Source organism: Bacillus sp. JJ1566, assembly GCF_036962685.1.
Taxonomy (GTDB): Bacteria; Bacillota; Bacilli; order Bacillales; family Bacillaceae_L; genus Ferdinandcohnia.
Window position 1 is genome coordinate 142,332 of the sequence record NZ_JBALOP010000002.1, and the last position, 21,933, is coordinate 164,264.

Here is a 21,933-nt window from a genome sequence, read left to right on the forward strand (position 1 = left end):
TGTGGGCCTAAAAAAATCTGGGCGCAAATACGCCAAGGCGCATTTGATAAAAGAGAGGTGTTATAAATGAGCATAAAGTCAAAATTTAAAAGTTTTTTTGCACTAGAAGATGAATATGATTATGATGAGGAAGAATATTTTGAAGAGGAAATTGAGCCAACAAAGCCTACTAGAACTGCTACGAAGCAAAATGTGGTAAGCTTGCAAAGCGTTCAAAAGTCTTCAAAGGTTATTTTATTCGAACCTCGTGTGTATGCAGAAGCGCAGGAAATTGCCGATCATTTGAAAAATAGACGAGCAGTGGTTGTTAATTTACAAAGAGTCCAACATGATCAAGCAAAGCGAATTGTTGACTTTTTAAGTGGGACTGTATATGCCATTGGCGGGGATATTCAACGCATTGGTTCTAATATTTTCTTATGTACTCCAGACAATATTGATGTTGCAGGAAATATTTCTGAGATTGTTTCCAACGAAGAATACGCTGAAAAGGGGTGGTAGTCGAAAATGGGTATTGTTTTCGGGATCTTAAGTCAAGTGCTTGTGCTTTATTCATATGCGCTTATTATTTATATTTTAATGTCGTGGTTTCCAAATGCACGTGAATCAGGAATTGGTCAATTTTTAGCAAGAATTTGTGAACCTTATTTAGAACCTTTCCGCAAATTTATTCCACCACTAGGGATGATCGATATTTCACCAATCGTCGCAATCCTTGTTTTAAATTTCGCTGGTAGAGGAATTCATGCACTACAAGTCATGTTTTAAGAAAAAGGACCTTCTATGCTGGGTCCCTTTCTTTATTTCAACCCGAGGTAAATACATATGAATTTATATCAACATTTTCGAAAAGAAGAGCATGCGTTCATCGATCAAGTGTTGGAATGGAAACAAGTTGTCGAGAACCAGTACAGCCCTAAGTTAACCGATTTTCTTGATCCGCGTGAACAAGAAATTGTGAAACAGGTGATTGGGACAAATGGGGAAATCCTTGTCGATTTCTTTGGTGGAAAAGAAGGGCTTGAACGAAAGCGTGCATTATTGTATCCACCCTATTTTGAACCAAATGAAATAGACTTTGATCTTTTCTTTTTTGAAGTGAAGTATCCAGTTAAATTTGTTACGGTCGACCATCGCAAAGTGCTAGGTTCATTGATGTCACTTGGTCTAAAACGCTCCAAATTTGGTGATATTCTAACTATTGATGAGCGTATTCAAATTGTAGTTGCAAAAGAGATTTCAGATTATGTTCGTATGAATTTAACTGCTATTGGTAAAGCAACTATCTCACTATCAGAAATAGCCACTACTGATTTACTTGAAATCAAAGAAGAATGGACAGAGCAAGCTGTCACTGTTTCCTCCATGCGATTAGATGTTGTACTGTCATCTATTTTGAATTTGTCCAGACAAAAAGTTCAAGACTTAATTGAGAACGGGCTCGTAAAAGTGAACTGGAAAAAAATCGAGCAAACTTCTTTTGAATGTAAAGAAACGGATGTCCTCTCTGTTCGTGGGTACGGAAGAAGTAAACTTCATTCAAGTGAAGGAAAAACGAAAAAGGAAAAATGGAGAATTATTGTAGGAAGACAAAAATAATTGATAATAATGCAGGAATTTCTTCTTTTTTGTCGAAATGTAAAGTATCATAAATATAGGTAATGATTTCTAATTTATCTATTAATTATTGGAGGTGGCATTCGTGCCTTTAACGCCATTAGATATTCATAATAAGGAATTTAATAAAGGTTTTCGTGGCTATGATGAGGATGAAGTTAATGAGTTTCTCGATCAAGTCATTAAAGATTATGAAATGGTTATTCGTGAGAAAAAAGAACTTGAATCAAAGCTTTCCGAGCTAAATGAAAAACTAGGACATTTTACAAATATTGAAGAAACATTAAATAAATCGATATTAATTGCTCAAGAAACAGCTGAAGATGTGAAACGCAACGCTTCAAAGGAAGCAAAGCTGATTGTTAAAGAAGCTGAGAAAAATGCGGATCGTATTATTAATGAATCCTTATCTAAATCTAGAAAGATATCAATTGAAATCGAAGAATTGAAGAAACAGTCAAAAGTATTCAGAAACCGATTTAAAATGTTAATTGAAGCACAGCTAGATATGCTTAATAATGATGACTGGGATCATCTTATGGAATATAATGTTGAGCCAGTTTTTGCGGAATCAGAAGAAAACTAATTTCAACACTTGACTCTTTTGTTTAATACGAATATAATTTTAAAACAACTAATTTAACTAAAAATTATATACTAGCAGCTATGAAGGGGACAGTAGTTCTTATAACTCTTATTAATTTTGAAAGCGAGTCAGGGATGGTGGAAGCCTGATATAAGAAGTAAGAATGAAGATCACCCTGGAGTTCGGTGCTGAACACATAAAAATGGTTTAAGGCATTCCTTATAATCATTTCTAAGTAAGCATTTCGCGAATCATTCACGTTACGAATGTCGAGTGGACGAATGAGAAATCTTCGTCTATAAGGGTGGTACCGCGAGAGGCCTTCTCGTCCCTTTTTGGGATGAGAAGGTCTCTTTGTATTTACTTTATTCAGAAGAATTCTCCCACTTTTATAAGTGGGAGAAATGAGTAAGAATATTCAATTTGTGTAAGTGTTCAAACATCGTCTGAATAAAGTTAATGCCTCCGGCGGATGCCACAATTTTTAAAAGGAAATTTTTCGAGCAAACTCGAAAAAAATCGGGCGCAAATACGCTATGGCGCATTTGATTGATTAAAGGTACCCGAAGATATCCATACTGTAACAAGCTGCAATTAAGTTGGAACTATATTAGGAGGAAATGGTAATGGATTACAAAGAAACGTTATTAATGCCAAAAACAGAATTTCCAATGCGTGGAAATTTACCAAATCGTGAACCACAAGTGCAAGAGCAATGGGAAAAAATGAACATTTATCAAATGGTTCAAGAACGAACAAAAGGGCGTCCATTATTCGTTCTACATGATGGACCACCATATGCGAATGGTGATATTCATATGGGGCATGCCTTAAATAAGATTATTAAGGACATGATCGTCCGGTTTAAATCAATGAACGGCTATTGTGCACCATATGTGCCAGGTTGGGATACGCACGGACTGCCAATTGAAACAGCTCTTACAAAGAATAAGAAGGTCAATCGTAAGGCAATGAGCGTTGCAGACTTCCGTAAGCTATGTGAAGAATATGCATACGAGCAAATCAATAACCAAAGAGAACAATTTAAACGTCTTGGTGTTCGTGGTGACTGGGAGAACCCATATATTACATTAAAACCAGAATACGAAGCACAGCAAATCAAAGTTTTTGGAGATATGGCTAAAAAAGGCTACATCTACAAAGGACTTAAGCCTGTTTATTGGTCTCCTTCAAGTGAGTCAGCACTTGCTGAGGCAGAAATTGAATACCAAGATAAGCGTTCGGCGTCTATCTATGTAGCATTCCCTGTTAAGGACGGTAAAGGTGTGTTAGAGGGTGACGAAAAAATCATCATCTGGACAACAACTCCTTGGACAATTCCAGCAAACCTTGGAATTAGCGTACATCCAGATCTTGAATACAGTGTTGTAAGTGTTGATAACAGTAAATATGTTGTTGCTTCTGCATTATTAGAGGCAGTAACAAAAGAAATCGGCTGGGAAGAAGTTACCGTTGTAAAGACGTTTAAAGGCCGTGAATTAGAAAAGGTTGTAGCAACTCACCCAATCTATGGCCGTGACTCTCTTGTAATGCTTGGTGAACATGTTACAACTGATGCAGGTACTGGATGTGTTCATACAGCACCAGGACACGGGGAAGACGACTTTATCATTGGCCAAAAATACGGTATCGGCGCTCTTTGTCCTGTTGATGAAAAAGGATATATGACTGATGAAGCGCCAGGGTTCGAGGGCCTATTTTATGATGAGGCTAATAAGGTAATCACTGAAAAATTGAACGAAGTTGGAGCGTTATTAAAGCTTTCCTTCATTACTCACTCCTACCCACATGACTGGCGTACAAAGAAACCAACGATTTTTAGAGCAACAGCTCAATGGTTTGCGTCAATTAAGGATTTTAGAAATGAGCTAATGGAAGCTGTTAAAGAAACAAAGTGGGTTCCAGCATGGGGTGAAACACGCCTATTTAATATGGTTCGTGACAGAGGAGATTGGTGTATTTCTCGTCAACGTGCATGGGGTGTTCCAATTCCAGTGTTTTATGGTGAAAATGGGGAACCAATCATTACAGATGAGACAATTAACCATGTATCCGAACTGTTTAGAGAATATGGTTCAAATGTTTGGTTTGAACGTGAAGCGAAAGATTTATTACCTGAAGGTTTCACACATGAATCAAGTCCAAACGGCATCTTTACAAAAGAAACAGATATTATGGACGTATGGTTTGACTCTGGATCATCCCACCAAGCAGTTCTATTAGAAAGAGACGACCTGCAACGTCCTGCAGACCTTTATTTAGAAGGTTCAGACCAATATCGTGGGTGGTTTAACTCATCACTTTCAACTGCTGTTGCGGTAACAGGAAAAGCGCCATATAAAGGGGTATTAAGCCATGGTTTTGCCCTTGATGGTGAAGGTCGTAAAATGAGTAAATCTCTTGGAAATGTTGTTGTTCCTGAGAAGGTTATGAAACAGCTAGGAGCAGATATTTTACGTCTTTGGGTTGCTTCCGTTGATTATCAATCAGATGTTCGTGTTTCTGATGCTATTTTAAAACAGGTTGCAGAGGTATATCGTAAAATCAGAAATACATTCCGATTCTTACTTGGAAACTTAAGTGACTTTAATCCAGAAACAGATGCAGTTCCAGTAAATGAATTACGCGAAGTGGACCGTTATATCCTTGTTAAATTAAACAAATTAATTGATAAGGTTAAAACATCCTATGAAAATTATGAATTTGCAGGTGTTTATCACTCTGTTCATAATTTCTGTACAATCGAATTGAGCTCTTTCTATCTAGACTTTGCGAAGGATATTTTATATATCGAAGCTGCGAATCAGCAGGATCGCCGTTCAATTCAAACTGTTTTATTTGAAGCATTATTAAGCCTAACTAAGCTGGTAACCCCAATTCTTCCACATACAGCAGACGAGGTATGGTCTCATATCGATTCTGTTAAAGAAGAAAGTGTTCAATTGGTTGATATGCCTAATTCAGTTGAAATTCCTAATGCAGATCAATTAGAAGCAAAATGGGATTCATTCATGGAGCTACGCGATGATGTTCTTAAAGCACTAGAAAAAGCTCGAAATGAGAAAGTCATTGGGAAATCGTTAGCTTCAAGTATTACATTATATCCAAACAATGAAGCAAAATCTCTATTGGATTCTATTGAAGAAAACTTGAAGCAATTGTTTATCGTTTCAGGCTTTGAAATTGGTGGCGCATATGAAGATGCCCCGGCTAACGCACAGGTTTTTGAACAAGTAAAAATCGTTGTAGGTGTTGCAGAAGGTGAAACTTGTGATCGTTGTTGGGTTGTAACACCGACTGTTGGTGAAGACCAAGATCATCCAACACTTTGCACACGCTGTGCATCTGTTGTAAAAGAAAATTACGAAAACTAAACGAGGAAAAATACCATGAATCTAAGGTTCATGGTATTTTTTTGATCTAAAAAAATTGAAATATTACCTTAATATAACTGTAAACTAACAACTTGGCTTGCCAACCGTCAATTTTTTATAAGAAAAACGTATTATGTAATAAGAAAAAGTAAAATAAATTAGGTAAAAGTAGGATGAAAAGGACCAAGAATTTCAAGGCGGTGCAGCTTTGAGTACCGGAGCGTATGCAGTTAATACGTGAGGAACGGAGAAGCAAGCCAACGCAGAAATTCGAAGTGTCATTTTCATCCTACAGGAAAAAGTTGTTGGCTTTAACACAAACCTTAATAGGCAACACTATTCTTACTCACCACTAGAAATGTTCTTAAGCATTTAATCAAAAGCATGATAAGGAGGCGTTCAAATGAACGATCGGTATGCAGAGATTAAAGCGGAGTTAGAATTAACGAAGATGGAACTATTATCAAGGTTGATGCAGTCAACACAATATGAGGTAAGTCAGGAATTCCTTTTTCAGAATCAGCAGTCTGAAAAAGAAAAAATTATCATGAATCATATTAAAGAAGACCTACGTGATGTCGAAAGAGCATTAAATAAAATGAATTCTGGATTGTTTGGAACCTGCGAAGAAACAGGTGCTGAAATTCCAATTGAAAAACTTAAGATCCTTCCAACAGCCCGTACCATTTTTGAATTTTCCTTCATTGATTTATATGACAGAAACAATTGTCAACCCCTTCAACATGAAAAACATCTATATTTAGTAGAGCAGAAGTAAAGGGGGTCCACCTTTTACTTCTGCTTGGTACATCCCTCAAATACATTGTACACTCGTCCAATCATGTGCTAAAATGCAGAAAGGTAAAGTTTGTTAACATGGGGGCGTTTACGTGTATTATTATTTAATTGCTTTGTTTGTGATTTTATTAGACCAGGTAACAAAATGGGTGATTGTCCGTTTTATGGAGCTTGGAGATTCAATTGAAATCATTCCTAATTTTTTGTACATAACATCTCATCGTAACCGTGGTGCAGCATGGGGGATTTTACAGGGGCAAATGTGGTTTTTCTATATTATCACCATTATCGTGGTTGTTATGCTCGTTCTGTACATTCAACGTCTTCAGCCAAACCAGCGCTTATTTGGCATTGCGCTTTCATTAATGCTTGGTGGTGCAATTGGTAATTTTATCGACCGTATCTTTCGTAAAGAAGTTGTCGACTTTATAGATACTTACATTTTTACATATAATTTCCCAATTTTTAATATTGCCGATTCCGCATTGGTTATTGGTGTAGGTTTAATCTTGATTTTAACGCTTTTTGAAGGGAAATTAGAAAAGGAGAAAACAGATGAATCAATTCGAACTAACGATTAAAGAGCATCAGCAAAATGACCGAATTGATAAAATTGTCTCTGCCTTTAATTCAGAATGGTCAAGAACTCTAGTTCAGTCCTGGATTAAGGATGGAAACATTACGGTTAATGGGAATAAAATAAAACCCAATTTTAAAGGTAATCTTGGAGACAAAATTCAAATTGTCATTCCAGAGCCGGAACCACTTGATGTTGTCCCGGAAGAAATGAATTTAGATATTTATTATGAAGATGCAGACGTTCTAGTGGTTAATAAACCAAAAGGAATGGTCGTGCATCCTGCGCCTGGTCATTTGAATGGTACACTTGTAAATGGTCTAATGGCCCATTGCAAGGATTTATCTGGAATCAATGGAGTTCTTCGCCCGGGGATTGTCCATCGAATCGATAAAGATACTTCAGGTCTGCTAATGGTTGCGAAAAATGACGTGGCCCACGAATCTTTAGTAAATCAATTGGTTGAAAAATCAGTTACTCGTAAATATAAAGCAATCGTCCATGGCGTTATACCACATGACCAAGGTACAATCGATGCACCAATTGGGAGAGATAAAAAGGACCGTCAAAGCATGACAGTTACGGATGAGAACAGTAAAGTAGCTGTCACTCATTTTAATGTGTTAGAGCGATTTAAGGATTTTACCTTTATTGAATGTCAGCTTGAAACAGGAAGAACGCATCAAATACGTGTTCATATGAAATATATTGGTTATCCACTAGCTGGTGATCCAAAGTACGGGCCAAAGAAAACATTGGATTTAGGTGGACAAGCATTACATGCAGGGCTGTTAGGCTTTGTGCACCCCAGAACGAATGAGTATCTTGAATTTGAAGCACCACTTCCTGCATATTTTGAGGAGCTTCTTGAAAAACTTCGGCATTAAAATTTTGTCATAAAAGGATTGACAAAATTCGATATGCACCGTAAAATAAACTTAATTAAATGAGCCCCTTTAAAATCAGTCCCGTGAGGCTGAGAAGGAAACGGAAAAATACATTGGGATATCTATATCCTCATGTGTTAAAAACCTATGTCCTCTCACTAACGGTGAGAGGACTTTTTCGTTACAAGGGAGTTATCAATGTTAGTGAGGTGTAACATATGGCTGAAACAGAAAAAGCAGTAGTACTAGACAATCAGGCAATTAGGAGAGCATTAACAAGAGTAGCTCACGAAATCATTGAAAAAAATAAAGGTATCGAGGATTGTGTGATCGTTGGGATCAAAACAAGAGGAATTTACTTAGCCAAGCGCATCGCAAGTCGAATTGAACAAATTGAAGGTAAAAAGATCGCTATCGGTGAACTTGATATCACTTTATACCGGGATGATTTAACAACAAAAACAGCAGATCAAGAACCAATTGTAAAAGGATCTGATATCCCAGTCGATATCACCAATAAAAAAGTCATCCTTGTTGATGATGTATTATTCACTGGGAGAACAGTTAGAGCAGCATTAGATGCCCTAATTGACATTGGACGGCCAGCGCAGATCCAATTAGCGGTTTTAATTGATAGGGGTCATCGTGAGTTCCCAATTCGAGCTGATTATGTTGGAAAAAATATTCCAACAGCCAACTCTGAAAAAATTGTGGTGGAACTAGAAGAAATTGATAAAACAGATCAAGTAACGATTCATAAAAAATAAAACGAAATGCGTAAGTGCCTTGATCAGAAACGAGAAAACTGGCCGACTAAAGTCGCCACGTCCTGTGGCAACGTCGGCACTAGCACGTCCTGTGCGTCAAGGACTCCGACAATAGAAGCGTCCTTTGCTTCTGAAGGAGGAGTTGAAGTTTCTCGAGTTTCTAGGCGCTGAAGCTAGACAAATAAATACCCTTTAATTGTAGTCCAGAGAGGCTAACAAAGGGGTAACATTCCTTCTCAACTCGAAAGGGATTTGTGTACCTCTTTGTGTAAAAAACACAAAGATTTTTTTGTTTTGGGTATGTTAAAAATGAGGAGGAAAAAGGTAATGAATGATAGCCAAAAGGTTGTTTTAGGCATAAAAGAAAAACCATCAGCAGGTCTCTTCGCAATACTTAGCCTGCAGCATTTATTTGCAATGTTCGGCGCAACGATACTTGTACCGTATCTAGTGGGAATTAGTCCAGGAGTGGCTCTTATCTCCAGTGGGTTAGGTACCCTAGCATTTCTTCTTATTACGAAGGGGCAGGTCCCTGCATACTTAGGGTCATCCTTTGCTTTCATCATTCCGCTTCAAACAGCAATTGCAGCCGATGGTCCAGGTGCTGCAATGATGGCAAGCTTACTTGCAGGTTTAGTATATGGAATTGTGGCCCTAATCATTAAAGCAACAGGACATAAATGGCTTGTACGAATCCTCCCACCTGTAGTAGTTGGTCCGGTCATCATCGTAATCGGTCTAAGCCTAGCAGGAACAGCAGTAGGAATGGCAATGAATGATGCAAGTGGTGCATACAGCCTTCAGCATTTTTCAGTGGCATTAGTAACATTAGCCATCGTGATTATTGCGACAATTTTCTTTAAAGGTTTCTTCAATCTAATTCCAGTTTTAATCGGAATTATTGGTGGATATGTATATGCATTAACCATCGGATTAGTTGATTTTTCAGGAGTTAAACAAGCAAAGTTTATTGAAATGCCAGATTTTATTATCCCGTTTGTTTCATACACACCACATTTCTCAATGGACATGATTGCCTTAATCGTTCCAGTAGCGGTTGTAACCTTATCAGAGCATATCGGACACCAAATGGTATTAAGTAAAGTTGTACAAAAAGATTTGATTAAACAGCCAGGTTTACATCGTTCTATTATGGGAGATGGAGTTGCAACGATGATAGCATCCCTACTGGGTGGTCCACCAAATACTACGTATGGAGAAAACATTGGCGTCCTAGCCATCACTCGAGTATTCAGTGTATATGTAATCGGTGGTGCAGCGGTTGTCGCAATTTTCTTCGGCTTTAGTGGAACAATCAATGCTTTAATTAGCTCGATTCCAACCCCGGTTATGGGTGGGGTTTCCATCCTTCTCTTCGGAATTATTGCTTCATCTGGTTTACGGATGTTAGTGGATAGCAAGGTTGATCTTGGAGATAACAGAAACTTGGTTATATCATCCGTCATCCTTGTGGTTGGAATTGGTGGAGCCTTCATTAAGGTGGTAGGCTTTGAAATCCACGGCATGGCCCTAGCTGCAATCATTGGTGTTTTACTAAACATCATACTTCCAGGCGGAGAAGTGAGTGAAGACGAAGATATATATGAGACTCATCTTGAGGATGATAACTCAGTTGCATAGTGCAACACCTTTTAAAGTGACCCAGAGAGGTTATTAAGGGTGTAAGGTTCTGACGATGAAGGGGTGCAGTGTACCCATTCTTATCAAAACCATGTTTTTACACCCTTACCTAAAGAAGGTAAGGGTGTTTTTTAATTGAAGGAGGAGGGGAAATGAAAATGAATCATTTACTTACAATGACCGAGTTGAGTATTGAAGACATTGACCGGATTCTTTTTGAAGCAAGTTTATTTGCGGAAGGGAGCCAATGGAAGGTTGAAAAACAAACATTTATAGCCAATCTTTTCTTTGAGCCGAGTACTCGCACACGCTTTAGCTTTGAGGTAGCTGAAAAAAGATTAGGTGCTGACATCTTGAACCTAGAAGCTATGACTTCAAGTGTTCAAAAAGGAGAAAGTCTTTATGACACTGTAAAGACTCTTCAATCAATCGGTGCAAATGCAGTCGTGATTCGCCACCCAATGGATGAATTTTTCAATGAACTAAAAGATGGAATACATATACCAATCATTAATGCGGGTGATGGATGTGGTAACCATCCTACACAATCTCTCCTCGATTTATTAACCATTAAACAAGAGTTTAATAGTTTCAAAGATTTAAATGTGTTAATCGTCGGTGATATTCGCCATAGTAGGGTAGCACGATCGAACGCACAAAGCCTAACAAGAATGGGTGCAAACGTCCATTTTTCAGCACCTTTAGAATGGCAAGATCAAACAACCCCATATGGGATGTTTGTTGACCTTGATAAAGGGCTTGCAGAAGCGGATGTCGTCATGCTTCTCCGTATTCAACATGAACGTCATAAATTTTCGATGGATTTAACGAAAGAAGAATACCATGAGCAATACGGCTTAACGATTCAAAGAGGCAAAAACATGAAAAATGGAAGCATTATTATGCATCCAGCCCCAATTAACCGGGGTGTTGAAATGGCAAGTGAATTAGTCGAAGCAGAAAATTCTAGAATTTTTAAACAGATGGAAAATGGTGTATTTGTTAGAATGGCAGTACTTAAAAGGGTTTTACAACAGGTAGAAGGAGGAATTTTAATATGAGCACATTACTAAAAAATGCAAAAATTCTTAATGAACATGGTGAACTAATAGCTGCAGATATCAAAATTACGGATGGTTTAATTGAAGCTGTTGGAACAAATCTAGACCAAAGCAATTGTGAGGTAATTGATGTAGAAGGAATGTTTGTATCAGCAGGACTTGTTGATGTCCATGTCCACCTTCGAGAGCCTGGGGGAGAACATAAAGAAACCATTGAGACGGGTAGCCTTGCAGCTGCAAAGGGCGGATTTACAACAATTGCAGCCATGCCAAATACAAGACCTGTTCCAGATACAGTCGAGCAAATGAATTGGCTTCAACAGAGAATCAAGGATACGGCTCATGTTCATGTCCTTCCATATGCGTCGATCTCCATTCGAGAGCTAGGCGAGGAGCTCACAGATATGAAAGGATTAAAGGAAGCAGGGGCATTCGCATTTACAGACGACGGTGTTGGAATTCAATCAGCGGGAATGATGCTTGAAGCAATGAAGCAAGCGGCAGCAATTGATATGCCTATCGTGGCTCATTGCGAAGAAAATACTCTCATTAATAAAGGTGCTGTTCATGAGGGTGAATTCTCGAAAAAGCATGGAATCAATGGAATTCCTTCTGTATGTGAATCTGTACATATTGCAAGGGATGTTTTATTAGCTGAAGCCACTGGCTGTCACTATCATGTGTGTCACGTAAGTACAAAGGAATCAGTGCGTGTCATTAGAGATGCAAAGCGTGCGGGTATTCATGTAACAGCTGAGGTTACTCCACATCATTTACTACTATGTGATGAAGACATTCCAAGCCTAGACACAAATTATAAAATGAATCCTCCATTACGTGGAAAAGAGGATTTAGAAGCACTTATTGAAGGACTTCTCGATGGAACAATTGATTTTATCGCAACCGATCACGCTCCACATGCAAGTGAGGAAAAGGCTCAAGGGATGGCCTTGGCGCCATTTGGAATCGTTGGCTTAGAGACAGCTTTCCCACTTCTTTATACTCATTTTGTAGAGACGAATAAAATCACATTAAAGCAATTAGTAGACTTTTTAACTAGCAAACCTGCAAACACATTTAAGCTCCCATTTGGAAGCTTAGAGATTGGCAAAAATGCCGATTTAACTGTTATTGATTTAGAAGCAAAAGAAACAATCAATCCAGAAAACTTCGTATCCAAAGGAAAAAACACACCATTTGTTAGCTGGGAATGTAAAGGCTGGCCAGTCATGACACTCGTAAATGGCAGCATTGTATGGCAGAAAGGAAGTGTTCTAGCATGAAGCGACAACTGATTTTAGAAGATGGAACAGTTTTTATCGGAGAAGGCTTTGGGAGCACTACAGACAATATAGGTGAGGTTATTTTTAATACAGGAATGACAGGATATCAAGAAATCATATCGGATCCATCAAACTGTGGTCACATTGTCACATTAACATACCCACTAATTGGAAACTACGGAATTAACAGAGATGATTTTGAATCAATTAATCCGAAAATTAGCGGACTTATCGTGAATGAGGTTTGTGACCACCCATCAAATTTTAGAAGTCAATTTAGTCTTGACGACTATTTTAAATCAAAAGTCATTCCAGGTCTTTCAGGAATCGATACGAGGAAGCTTACAAGAAAAATCCGCCAACATGGCACATTAAAGGGTGCAATTTGCGGTATGGATGTTCATGTAAATGATGTTGTTAACCAACTAAACAGCATGACTTTACCAACAGACCAAGTGAAACAAGTTTCTACATCTAGCCCATACCCAAGTCCAGGAAGAGGACATCGTATCGTTCTTGTTGATTTCGGAATGAAGCATAGTATCTTACACGAATTAAATAAACGTGACTGTGATGTCGTTGTTGTTCCGTACAATACAACAGCAGATGAAATACTTCGTTTGAGCCCAGACGGCATTGTATTAAGTAATGGACCTGGAGATCCAAAGGATGTTCCAGAAGCAAGTGAGATGATTAAAGGAGTTCTTGGAAAGGTACCATTATTCGGAGTGTGCCTAGGACACCAATTATTTGCCTTAGCAAATGGCGCAGAAACCGAAAAGATGAAATTTGGACATCGAGGCGCAAATCATCCTGTAAAGGACTTGAAAACAGGTAAAATTGCGATTACTTCTCAAAACCACGGCTATACAGTGAATAAAGAATCTTTAGCAAAAACAAAGCTTGAAGTTACACATATTGCCCTAAATGATGACACGGTAGAGGGAATTCGTCATTTAGAATATCCAGCATTTACTGTTCAATTCCATCCAGAGGCTTCCTCAGGCCCGGACGATGCAAATAGCTTATTTAACGACTTTTTACAGCTGATTGAAAACTTCAAGAAAGAAGGCGAAGAGCTATGCCAAAACGCTTAGACATTAACAGTATATTAGTAATCGGATCTGGTCCAATTGTCATTGGGCAGGCGGCTGAATTTGATTATGCGGGGACTCAAGCCTGCCTCTCCTTGAAAGAAGAGGGTTACCGAGTAATTTTAGTTAACTCAAACCCTGCAACCATAATGACAGATGTAGAAATTGCAGACAAAGTCTATATTGAGCCAATAACATTAGAATTTGTAAGCAAAATCATTCGCAAAGAAAGACCGGATGCGATTCTACCAACACTTGGTGGGCAAACTGGATTAAATATGGCAGTTGAGCTTTCAAAGTCAGGTATTCTAGAAGAATGTGGAGTTGAAGTCCTTGGAACGACCCTTTCTGCCATTGAACAAGCAGAAGACCGCGATTTATTCCGAAGCTTAATGAATGAACTAAATGAGCCTGTACCAGACAGTGACATTATCCATAACTTAGAAGAAGCATACAGCTTTGTTGAAAGAGTAGGCTACCCAGTTATCGTAAGACCAGCGTTCACGCTTGGCGGAACTGGTGGTGGAATTTGTAACAATGAAGAAGAATTAATTGAAATCGTAACAAGTGGTTTAAAAAATAGCCCGGTAACACAATGCTTACTGGAAAAAAGTATCGCAGGATTCAAGGAAATCGAATTTGAAGTAATGCGAGACTCTGCGGATAATGCAATTGTTGTATGCAGCATGGAAAATGTGGACCCAGTAGGTATCCATACGGGTGACTCAATCGTAGTGGCACCATGCCAAACCTTAACTGATCGTGAATACCAATTATTAAGACATACATCCTTAAAAATTATTCGTGCACTCGGAATTGAAGGCGGCTGTAATGTTCAGTTAGCACTTGATCCATATAGCTTTACTTACTATATTATTGAAGTTAACCCACGTGTAAGCCGTTCCTCTGCCTTAGCATCAAAAGCAACTGGTTACCCAATTGCAAAGCTTGCGGCAAAAATTGCAGTTGGTTTGACTTTAGATGAAATGAAAAATCCTGTTACAGGTACAACATATGCAGCGTTTGAACCTACAATCGACTATATTGTTACAAAAATTCCACGTTGGCCATTTGATAAATTCGAGTCTGCAAACCGCCGACTAGGAACACAAATGAAAGCAACTGGCGAAGTCATGGCAATTGGCCGTAATTTTGAAGAATCTATTTTAAAAGCCGTTCGTTCCCTTGAGGCAAATGTAACGCATATTGAGCTTGAAGATGCAGCAAATGCCGAGCTTGCTACTATTGAAAAGAGAATACGCAAAGCTGGAGATGAACGTCTATTCTATCTTGCTGAAGCAATTAGACGCGGCATCACAATCCAGCAAATTCACCAATGGTGTGAAATAGATTTATTCTTCCTGCAAAAGTTTGAAAATATTATTAAGCTTGAAGACACTTTACGCCAAAATGTTGGTGATCTGGAAACATTACTACTTGCGAAAAAGAGAGGATTCGCCGATTCCATCATCGCGAAGCTTTGGAATACAACAGAAATTGAAATTTATGAAACCCGAAAACAAGAAGGAATTGTTCCAGTCTATAAAATGGTCGATACATGTGCAGCTGAATTTGAATCAGCAACACCTTATTACTACGGAACATTTGCTGACGAAAATGAATCAATCGTAACGGACCGTAAAAGCGTGATTGTTCTCGGTTCAGGTCCAATCCGGATTGGACAGGGAGTGGAGTTCGATTATGCGACTGTTCACTCTGTTTGGGCGATTAACCAAGCGGGTTATGAAGCAATCATCATCAACAACAACCCTGAAACAGTTTCAACAGACTTCAGCATTTCAGATAAGCTATATTTTGAGCCATTAACAATTGAAGATGTTATGCATATCGTCGATTTAGAACAACCTGAGGGTGTGGTTGTCCAATTTGGTGGTCAAACAGCTATCAATCTAGCAAGTGCTTTATCTGAGCGAGGAGTAAAAATCCTAGGTACATCCTTAGAAGACTTAGACCGTGCTGAGAACAGAGATAAATTCGAGCAAACGGTTGTTTCGCTAGGTATCCCACAACCCAAAGGGAAAACCGCAACTTCAGTTAAAGAAGCAGTGGTAATTGCAGAATCAATAGGTTACCCAGTACTAGTCAGACCTTCTTATGTATTAGGTGGAAGAGCAATGGAGATTGTCTATCAAACAGAAGAGCTCCTTCATTATATGGAAAATGCCGTGAAAATCAATCCGCAGCATCCGGTCCTTATTGACCGCTATTTAACGGGTAAAGAAATTGAAGTAGATGCAATTTCAGATGGAGAAACAGTGTATATTCCAGGAATCATGGAACATATCGAACGTGCAGGAGTTCACTCAGGTGACTCAATTGCCGTATATCCTCCACAAACAATTACTGAGCATGTAAAACAACAAATCATTGACCATACAATCGCACTTGCAAAAGGTTTAAACATTATCGGTCTATTGAACATCCAATTTGTTGTCTATAACGAAGAAGTGTTTGTAATTGAAGTAAACCCAAGGTCAAGCCGTACAGTACCATTTTTAAGTAAAATCACTGGCGTACCAATGGCGAACATTGCGACAAAGGTTATTCTCGGTCAATCTTTACCTTCATTAGGATATACAACAGGATTACACCCAGAAAGTGAAGGCGTGTATGTTAAGGTTCCTGTCTTCTCATTTGCGAAGCTTCGCAATGTGGACATTTCCCTAGGGCCTGAAATGAAATCGACAGGGGAAGTTATGGGGAAAGACTATACGTTAGAAAAAGCATTATACAAGGGGCTAGTAGCTTCAGGAATCTCGATTCCAAATTACGGCTCAGTGTTATTAACGGTAGCAGATAAAGACAAGGAAGAAGCTCTTGAAATTGCAAAACGCTTTGCTACAATTGGCTATCAGCTTCTTGCAACAAGTGGAACTGCTAGCTACTTACAGAAGGCAAACATACCGGTTACGGTTGTAAATAAAATCGGATCAGAAACACCAAATTTAATTGATGTCATCCGTCAAGGTAAAGCACAATTCGTTATCAACACATTAACAAAAGGAAAGCAGCCAGCAAGAGATGGCTTTAGAATTCGCCGTGAAACTGTTGAAAATGGAGTTGCATGCTTAACTTCATTAGATACAGCTAAAGCAATTGTGAAAGTTCTAGAATCAATGACATTCTCAAGCGAATCAATGGGTTCACGCGACGGGAAGCGTGAGGTGGTGCATTCATGATTAAAAAGGAACAAATGAAGGTTGTAAGCCATTTTCAAATTGCAGAGGATATTTTTGAGCTTACATTAGCTGGAGCATTGGTGCAGGTAATGGGTGAGCCAGGGCAATTTGTCCATGTAAAAGTTAGTGATGGAATTGACCCTTTGTTACGAAGACCTATTAGTATTGCAAATATTAACCAAGAAAAACAAGAATTCACACTAATTTACCGAAAGGAAGGACTCGGAACACGGGTCCTTTCTGAAAAAAATGCAGACCAATCAGTCGATGTCCTTGGCCCACTAGGAAATGGATTTCCTGTAGATGAAGTCAGTCAAGGTGAAACTGCATTGCTTGTCGGTGGAGGTATCGGCGTTCCACCACTCTATGAATTATCTAAGCAATTAGTTGCAAAGGGTGTAAATGTCATTCATGTACTTGGATTTCAATCCAAATCAGCTGTTTTTTATGAGGAAAGGTTTACTGAACTTGGTGACACTTATATCGCTACAGTTGATGGGTCTGTTGGAACCAAAGGATTTGTGACAGATGTCATCACAAATTCCGGCATTACATTTGATACCCTTTATTCATGTGGTCCAACACCGATGCTTAAGGCACTAGAAAATGCGTATCCTGACCGAAATGCATATATCTCTTTAGAAGAAAGAATGGGCTGCGGCATTGGTGCATGCTTTGCATGTGTCTGTCATCTTCAAAATGATCCAGACGGGTCTTCCTATAAAAAGGTTTGTAGTGATGGTCCAGTATTTAAGGTTGGAGAGGTGGTACTATGAACAGACTTCAGGTTGAACTACCAGGCTTATCACTTAAAAATCCAATCATGCCAGCATCCGGTTGCTTTGGATTCGGTAAAGAATACTCGAAATTTTATGATTTGAGTAGTCTAGGTGCAATCATGATTAAGGCTACAACTGTAGAGCCAAGATTCGGCAATCCAACTCCTCGCGTGGCCGAAACAAGCGCAGGGATGTTAAATGCTATCGGATTACAAAATCCTGGACTTGAAAAAGTTTTGTCCGAAGAGCTCCCATGGCTAGAGCAATTTGATGTACCGATAATCGCAAATGTCGCAGGTTCACAAATTGAAGACTATGTTGAAGTGGCAAGAGAAATATCAAAAGCACCAAATGTGCATGCACTAGAATTAAATATTTCATGTCCGAATGTTAAAACAGGGGGAATTGCCTTCGGTACCATTCCTGAGGTTGCGGCAGAGTTAACGAAATATGTGAAAGAAGCATCAAGTGTACCGGTTTATGTAAAATTATCACCTAATGTTTCAAACATTGTTGAAATGGCTAAAGCGATTGAAGAAGCGGGCGCAGATGGTTTAACAATGATTAACACATTAATCGGCATGCGCATTGACCTTAAAACCGGAAATCCAATTTTAGCAAATAAAACAGGTGGATTATCAGGTCCAGCAATCAAACCTGTTGCAATTCGAATGATTCATGAAGTAAGTCAGGCTGTGTCCATTCCAATCATCGGTATGGGTGGCGTTCAAACAGCTGAAGATGTGCTTGAATATTTTTATGCTGGTGCGAGTGCTGTCGCTGTAGGGACCGCCAATTTCGTTGACCCATTTGTTTGCCCTACAATCATTGAAGAGCTTCCAAGTTTACTAGATAAATACGGATTTGATCATATTTCAGAATGTCAGGGAAGGAGCTGGAAATAATGGAACGACCACTAATTATCGCTCTTGATTTTCCAAACCTAAAGGAGGCAAAAGCTTTTCTAAACGAATTCGAAGAGGAAAAGCTATTCGTTAAGGTTGGAATGGAATTATTTTATCAAGAAGGGCCATCCGTTATTCATTTTTTAAAAGACCAAGGCCACTCCATTTTTCTAGATTTAAAGCTTCATGATATTCCAAATACCGTATATTCCGCAATGAAGCGTCTTGCAGGGCTTGGCGTTGACTTAGTTAATGTTCATGCTGCAGGTGGCGTAAAAATGATGGCAGCAGCTCGTGAAGGTCTAGAGGCTGGAACTCTCTCAGGACAAACAAGGCCAAAGTGTATCGCTGTAACTCAACTTACTAGCACTACTGAAGACGTAATGAGAAATGAATTGCTGATTGAACGTGATCTATTAGATGTGGTTGTTGAATATGCAGCATTAACGAAAAAAAGCGGCTTGAATGGTGTTGTCTGCTCCTCCCTTGAAGTTCCGGTAATCAACAAAAGCCTAGGAAATGAATTCATGACTGTAACGCCGGGAATTCGTCAGGCGAATGATGAAGTAGGAGATCAAGCGCGGGTTGTTACACCTGAAAAAGCAAGAGAATTAGGATCCACTGCGATTGTAGTTGGTCGATCGATCACACGCGCAACTAACCCGTTACAAACATATAACCAAATGAAAGCAGCATGGGAAGGGGTACGAGTATGAATAAAGAAATAGCAGGACATTTATTAGAGATAGGTGCGGTATTTTTACAGCCAAATGACCCATTTACTTGGTCTTCAGGATTAAAATCTCCTATCTATTGCGACAATCGTATGACCCTTTCTTTCCCTAAAGTTCGTCAGGAAATTGCAAAGGGATTATCTGAATTGATTACGACCCATTATCCCGAAGCAGAGGTGATTGCTGGAACGGCAACTGCAGGAATTCCTCATGCAGCATGGGTAAGTGATGTTTTACATTTGCCAATGGTCTATGTTCGAAGTAAGGCAAAGGCACATGGTAAAGGAAATCAAATCGAAGGTAAGGTAGCACAGGGACAAAAAGTAGTGGTTATTGAAGACCTTATTTCAACAGGTAGTAGTGCGATAACTGCTGCCCAAGCCCTTCAAGAAGCAGGTTGTGAAGTATTAGGCATCGTGGCAATCTTCTCATATCAGCTTCAAGCAGCTGCAGAACGTTTAAAAGCAGCAGAACTTTCTGCGCATACATTAACAGATTATCCTATATTAATCGAGGTTGCTTTAGAAAAAAATGTAGTGTCGGAAAATGATATTGAGAGTCTCCAAAGCTGGCGTGAAAACCCAGCTGAATGGAATACAAGTAAAATCTAAAAAAGCCCTAGGAATGATATCGTTCCTAGGGTTTTCTATGTTTAAGTATTACATCTTCTTCTGGTGTAACATATACGGTTTGTTGATTGTCATAGATCACATAACCAGGCTTTGATCCATTCGGTTTTTTTACATAACGTACCAATGTGTAATCAACCGGTACAGAGGATGAGTTTTTAGCCTTACTGAAATACGCTGCAATTGTCGCAGCCTCAAGGATAGTTTCGTTTGCTGGTTGTTTACTTCTAATAATGACATGCGAACCAGGAATGTCTTTCGTGTGTAGCCAAATATCATCTCTTGCTGCTAATTTATTTGTTAAATAATCATTTTGTTTATTGTTCTTACCGACAAGGATTTCTGTTCCATCACTTGCTATATAATGCTCAATGGACGGTTTCGTAGGCTTCATTTTTTTATGACCTTTTTGTTGCTTGTTTTTAAGATAGCCTTCCTCCATGAGTTCCTCACGAATTTCCTGTAAATCCTTTGGCGCAGCAGATTCGATTTGCTGTAACAAAGAGTCAAAATAGGCAATTTCTTCATTGGCCTTCTCAATTTGATGTTCTACATAGGCAACTGCATTCTTTGCCTTCTGGTATTTAGAAAAATAGCTTTGTGCATTTTCGGATGGTGTTTTTTGGGGATTTAACGGGATGTTTACCATCTCATTGTCTTCGGAGTAGTAATTTAACACCTCTATCCCCTTATCGCCCCGAGTTATTGCATACATATTTGCTGTCACTAGTTCGCCAAAGAGCTTATATTTTTCAGCTTTTTCTGATTCAACTAAGGTTGCTTCTAGCTTTTTTATTTTCTTCTCGTTTTTCGTTTTTTCATTGACTATAAAACGCTCTAGATCATTTCCTTGTTGTTTAACTCTGTCACGTTCTGCTTTCCCAAAATAAAAACGATCCAACATATTACTAATCGAAGCGAATTCTTTAACCTCACCACCAATATGATGTAGGGGAAGGATATAGAAATAGTCCTTCTGACCTTTTGTAATAATCTGGGGTGTAATCTGATTTTGCTTAATGGTCTCAATCATCGACAAAAATGGTCCCGGCAATGTTTTGCGATTGGCTATTCCGGCTTGAAATACAACTTCCTTTGCAAAAAGCGGGGAAATACCGGAAAATTTATTCACAATTTGTTGATCTAATTTGCCGGCATTAAAGTCGATTTTTTTCAAAAATGCTTCTTCATCGACTGTAAATGGATCCGTCTTTTCTTGTACGGGTGGTGCAACATATGTATATCCTGGTAGTATCGTGCGGTGACGATTGAACGCAGGTGAAATATGCTTAATACTATCTAGGATTGTCCTTTTTGTCGTATCAACAAGAATGATATTACTATGTCTACCCATAATCTCAATGATTAGTTGTTTGAAAGAGACATCACCAAGTTCATTTCTACCTTTCAGGTCAAAGATGATGATTCGGTCCATATCTACCTGCTGGATATTTTCTATAATGCTACCCTCAAGATGCTTTCGGAGGAGCATACAAAACATCGGCGGTTCTTGTGGATTATCATAGGATTCATTTGTTACATGAATACGTGCGTAGCTAGGGTGTGCAGAAAGCAGTAGCTTATGATTCCTTCCATTTGAACGAACCTGAAAAATTAATTCATTTTTATATGGTTGATAGATTTTTGAAATTCTTCCATTTTCAAGTGTTTGTTGCAATTCATCCACAATTGCATGCGTGAATATTCCATCGAATGTCATAGATATTTCCTCTTTTCCTTATCAATAGAAGAATGACTTCTATTTCTCTTCAATCTAATTGTACCAACTAATCGGTTACTTAAAAAAAGTATAGCATTTTTTTGGACGAGACTGAATAAGCTTTCATAGATAGAACATTAATCATCAGAAGTCTTCCACTTCTAATGATTATGTTCAAGCCTCCGGCGGATGCCACGATTTTTCAAAGGAAATTTTTCGAGCGATAAGATCAAAGACTAATAACGCCACATCCTGTGGCA

The 21,933-nt window shown here is 38.7% G+C and carries 19 protein-coding genes and 1 other annotated feature; of the genes, 18 read left to right on the forward strand and 1 reads right to left on the reverse strand.

Features of this window, described 5'->3' with window-relative positions:
* Positions 1 to 66: 66 nt before the first annotated feature.
* The 18 genes from V7112_RS01615 to pyrE all read left to right on the forward strand — a co-directional run bounded on the left by V7112_RS01615 (position 67) and on the right by pyrE (position 19,935).
* Positions 67 to 501: a cell division protein SepF gene (locus V7112_RS01615; protein ID WP_335414410.1), complete on the forward strand. Its 435-nt coding sequence runs from the start codon at positions 67 to 69 to the stop codon at positions 499 to 501.
* Positions 502 to 507: 6 nt separating this feature from the next.
* Positions 508 to 768, forward strand: a complete 261-nt coding sequence (locus tag V7112_RS01620) for a YggT family protein (protein WP_335414415.1) — start codon at positions 508 to 510, stop codon at positions 766 to 768.
* 57 nt (positions 769 to 825) lie between these two features.
* Entirely contained in the window at positions 826 to 1,599 is a 774-nt protein-coding gene (locus tag V7112_RS01625) for an RNA-binding protein (protein WP_335414418.1), read from the forward strand.
* A 103-nt stretch (positions 1,600 to 1,702) separates the two neighbouring features.
* Positions 1,703 to 2,203: a DivIVA domain-containing protein gene (locus V7112_RS01630; RefSeq protein ID WP_335414420.1), complete on the forward strand. Its 501-nt coding sequence runs from the start codon at positions 1,703 to 1,705 to the stop codon at positions 2,201 to 2,203.
* 71 nt (positions 2,204 to 2,274) lie between these two features.
* Positions 2,275 to 2,539, forward strand: a binding site (T-box leader).
* Between the two features lie 290 nt (positions 2,540 to 2,829).
* Positions 2,830 to 5,598: an isoleucine--tRNA ligase gene (ileS, locus tag V7112_RS01635; RefSeq protein WP_335414423.1), complete on the forward strand. Its 2,769-nt coding sequence runs from the start codon at positions 2,830 to 2,832 to the stop codon at positions 5,596 to 5,598.
* A 403-nt stretch (positions 5,599 to 6,001) separates the two neighbouring features.
* Positions 6,002 to 6,376: a TraR/DksA family transcriptional regulator gene (locus V7112_RS01640; RefSeq protein ID WP_335414426.1), complete on the forward strand. Its 375-nt coding sequence runs from the start codon at positions 6,002 to 6,004 to the stop codon at positions 6,374 to 6,376.
* Between the two features lie 112 nt (positions 6,377 to 6,488).
* Positions 6,489 to 6,977 carry a signal peptidase II gene (gene lspA, locus V7112_RS01645; protein WP_335414430.1) on the forward strand — a complete coding sequence of 163 codons (489 nt, stop codon included), beginning with the start codon at positions 6,489 to 6,491 and terminating at the stop codon, positions 6,975 to 6,977.
* The gene (locus V7112_RS01650) at positions 6,952 to 7,860 is read left to right on the forward strand and encodes an RluA family pseudouridine synthase (protein ID WP_335414432.1); all 909 of its coding nucleotides are present in this window, start codon (positions 6,952 to 6,954) and stop codon (positions 7,858 to 7,860) included. Before lspA ends, V7112_RS01650 begins: the two co-directional genes overlap by 26 nt.
* A 218-nt stretch (positions 7,861 to 8,078) precedes the next feature.
* Complete coding sequence (pyrR, locus tag V7112_RS01655) at positions 8,079 to 8,627, forward strand: bifunctional pyr operon transcriptional regulator/uracil phosphoribosyltransferase PyrR (protein WP_335414435.1); 549 nt, start codon at positions 8,079 to 8,081, stop codon at positions 8,625 to 8,627.
* A 327-nt stretch (positions 8,628 to 8,954) separates the two neighbouring features.
* Positions 8,955 to 10,268, forward strand: a complete 1,314-nt coding sequence (locus tag V7112_RS01660) for a solute carrier family 23 protein (RefSeq protein ID WP_335414439.1) — start codon at positions 8,955 to 8,957, stop codon at positions 10,266 to 10,268.
* A gap of 158 nt (positions 10,269 to 10,426) precedes the next feature.
* On the forward strand, positions 10,427 to 11,329 hold the full coding sequence (locus tag V7112_RS01665; protein WP_335414849.1) for an aspartate carbamoyltransferase catalytic subunit: 903 nt from the start codon (positions 10,427 to 10,429) through the stop codon (positions 11,327 to 11,329).
* Positions 11,326 to 12,612 carry a dihydroorotase gene (locus tag V7112_RS01670; RefSeq protein WP_335414443.1) on the forward strand — a complete coding sequence of 429 codons (1,287 nt, stop codon included), beginning with the start codon at positions 11,326 to 11,328 and terminating at the stop codon, positions 12,610 to 12,612. Before V7112_RS01665 ends, V7112_RS01670 begins: the two co-directional genes overlap by 4 nt.
* Complete coding sequence (locus tag V7112_RS01675; RefSeq protein WP_335414446.1) at positions 12,609 to 13,709, forward strand: carbamoyl phosphate synthase small subunit; 1,101 nt, start codon at positions 12,609 to 12,611, stop codon at positions 13,707 to 13,709. Before V7112_RS01670 ends, V7112_RS01675 begins: the two co-directional genes overlap by 4 nt.
* Positions 13,694 to 16,906, forward strand: a complete 3,213-nt coding sequence (gene carB, locus V7112_RS01680; protein ID WP_335414449.1) for a carbamoyl-phosphate synthase large subunit — start codon at positions 13,694 to 13,696, stop codon at positions 16,904 to 16,906. Before V7112_RS01675 ends, carB begins: the two co-directional genes overlap by 16 nt.
* A complete protein-coding gene (locus tag V7112_RS01685) occupies positions 16,903 to 17,682 on the forward strand; it encodes a dihydroorotate dehydrogenase electron transfer subunit (RefSeq protein WP_335414454.1) in 780 nt (259 codons plus the stop codon). The genes carB and V7112_RS01685 overlap by 4 nt, the downstream gene beginning before the upstream one ends.
* Complete coding sequence (locus V7112_RS01690; RefSeq protein WP_335414457.1) at positions 17,679 to 18,590, forward strand: dihydroorotate dehydrogenase; 912 nt, start codon at positions 17,679 to 17,681, stop codon at positions 18,588 to 18,590. The genes V7112_RS01685 and V7112_RS01690 overlap by 4 nt, the downstream gene beginning before the upstream one ends.
* On the forward strand, positions 18,590 to 19,306 hold the full coding sequence (gene pyrF, locus V7112_RS01695) for an orotidine-5'-phosphate decarboxylase (protein WP_335414460.1): 717 nt from the start codon (positions 18,590 to 18,592) through the stop codon (positions 19,304 to 19,306). Before V7112_RS01690 ends, pyrF begins: the two co-directional genes overlap by 1 nt.
* Positions 19,303 to 19,935 (forward strand): orotate phosphoribosyltransferase, encoded by a 633-nt coding sequence (pyrE, locus tag V7112_RS01700; RefSeq protein WP_335414464.1) that lies wholly within the window; start codon positions 19,303 to 19,305, stop codon positions 19,933 to 19,935. Before pyrF ends, pyrE begins: the two co-directional genes overlap by 4 nt.
* A gap of 25 nt (positions 19,936 to 19,960) precedes the next feature.
* Here pyrE and V7112_RS01705 read toward each other — a convergent pair whose 3' ends face one another.
* Positions 19,961 to 21,673: an Rqc2 family fibronectin-binding protein gene (locus V7112_RS01705; RefSeq protein WP_335414467.1), complete on the reverse strand. Its 1,713-nt coding sequence runs from the start codon at positions 21,671 to 21,673 to the stop codon at positions 19,961 to 19,963.
* Positions 21,674 to 21,933 lie beyond the last annotated feature (260 nt).

Coding starts and splice junctions, on each gene's coding strand:
- ileS (WP_335414423.1), top strand. CDS start 2,830: ATGGATTACAAAGAAACGTTATTAATGCCAAAAACAGAATTTCCAATG.
- pyrF (WP_335414460.1), top strand. CDS start 18,590: ATGGAACGACCACTAATTATCGCTCTTGATTTTCCAAACCTAAAGGAG.
- pyrR (WP_335414435.1), top strand. CDS start 8,079: ATGGCTGAAACAGAAAAAGCAGTAGTACTAGACAATCAGGCAATTAGG.
- V7112_RS01660 (WP_335414439.1), top strand. CDS start 8,955: ATGAATGATAGCCAAAAGGTTGTTTTAGGCATAAAAGAAAAACCATCA.
- V7112_RS01615 (WP_335414410.1), top strand. CDS start 67: ATGAGCATAAAGTCAAAATTTAAAAGTTTTTTTGCACTAGAAGATGAA.
- V7112_RS01670 (WP_335414443.1), top strand. CDS start 11,326: ATGAGCACATTACTAAAAAATGCAAAAATTCTTAATGAACATGGTGAA.
- pyrE (WP_335414464.1), top strand. CDS start 19,303: ATGAATAAAGAAATAGCAGGACATTTATTAGAGATAGGTGCGGTATTT.
- V7112_RS01620 (WP_335414415.1), top strand. CDS start 508: ATGGGTATTGTTTTCGGGATCTTAAGTCAAGTGCTTGTGCTTTATTCA.
- V7112_RS01625 (WP_335414418.1), top strand. CDS start 826: ATGAATTTATATCAACATTTTCGAAAAGAAGAGCATGCGTTCATCGAT.
- V7112_RS01685 (WP_335414454.1), top strand. CDS start 16,903: ATGATTAAAAAGGAACAAATGAAGGTTGTAAGCCATTTTCAAATTGCA.
- V7112_RS01675 (WP_335414446.1), top strand. CDS start 12,609: ATGAAGCGACAACTGATTTTAGAAGATGGAACAGTTTTTATCGGAGAA.
- V7112_RS01650 (WP_335414432.1), top strand. CDS start 6,952: ATGAATCAATTCGAACTAACGATTAAAGAGCATCAGCAAAATGACCGA.
- V7112_RS01640 (WP_335414426.1), top strand. CDS start 6,002: ATGAACGATCGGTATGCAGAGATTAAAGCGGAGTTAGAATTAACGAAG.
- carB (WP_335414449.1), top strand. CDS start 13,694: ATGCCAAAACGCTTAGACATTAACAGTATATTAGTAATCGGATCTGGT.
- V7112_RS01665 (WP_335414849.1), top strand. CDS start 10,427: ATGAATCATTTACTTACAATGACCGAGTTGAGTATTGAAGACATTGAC.
- V7112_RS01690 (WP_335414457.1), top strand. CDS start 17,679: ATGAACAGACTTCAGGTTGAACTACCAGGCTTATCACTTAAAAATCCA.
- V7112_RS01705 (WP_335414467.1), bottom strand. CDS start 21,673: ATGACATTCGATGGAATATTCACGCATGCAATTGTGGATGAATTGCAA.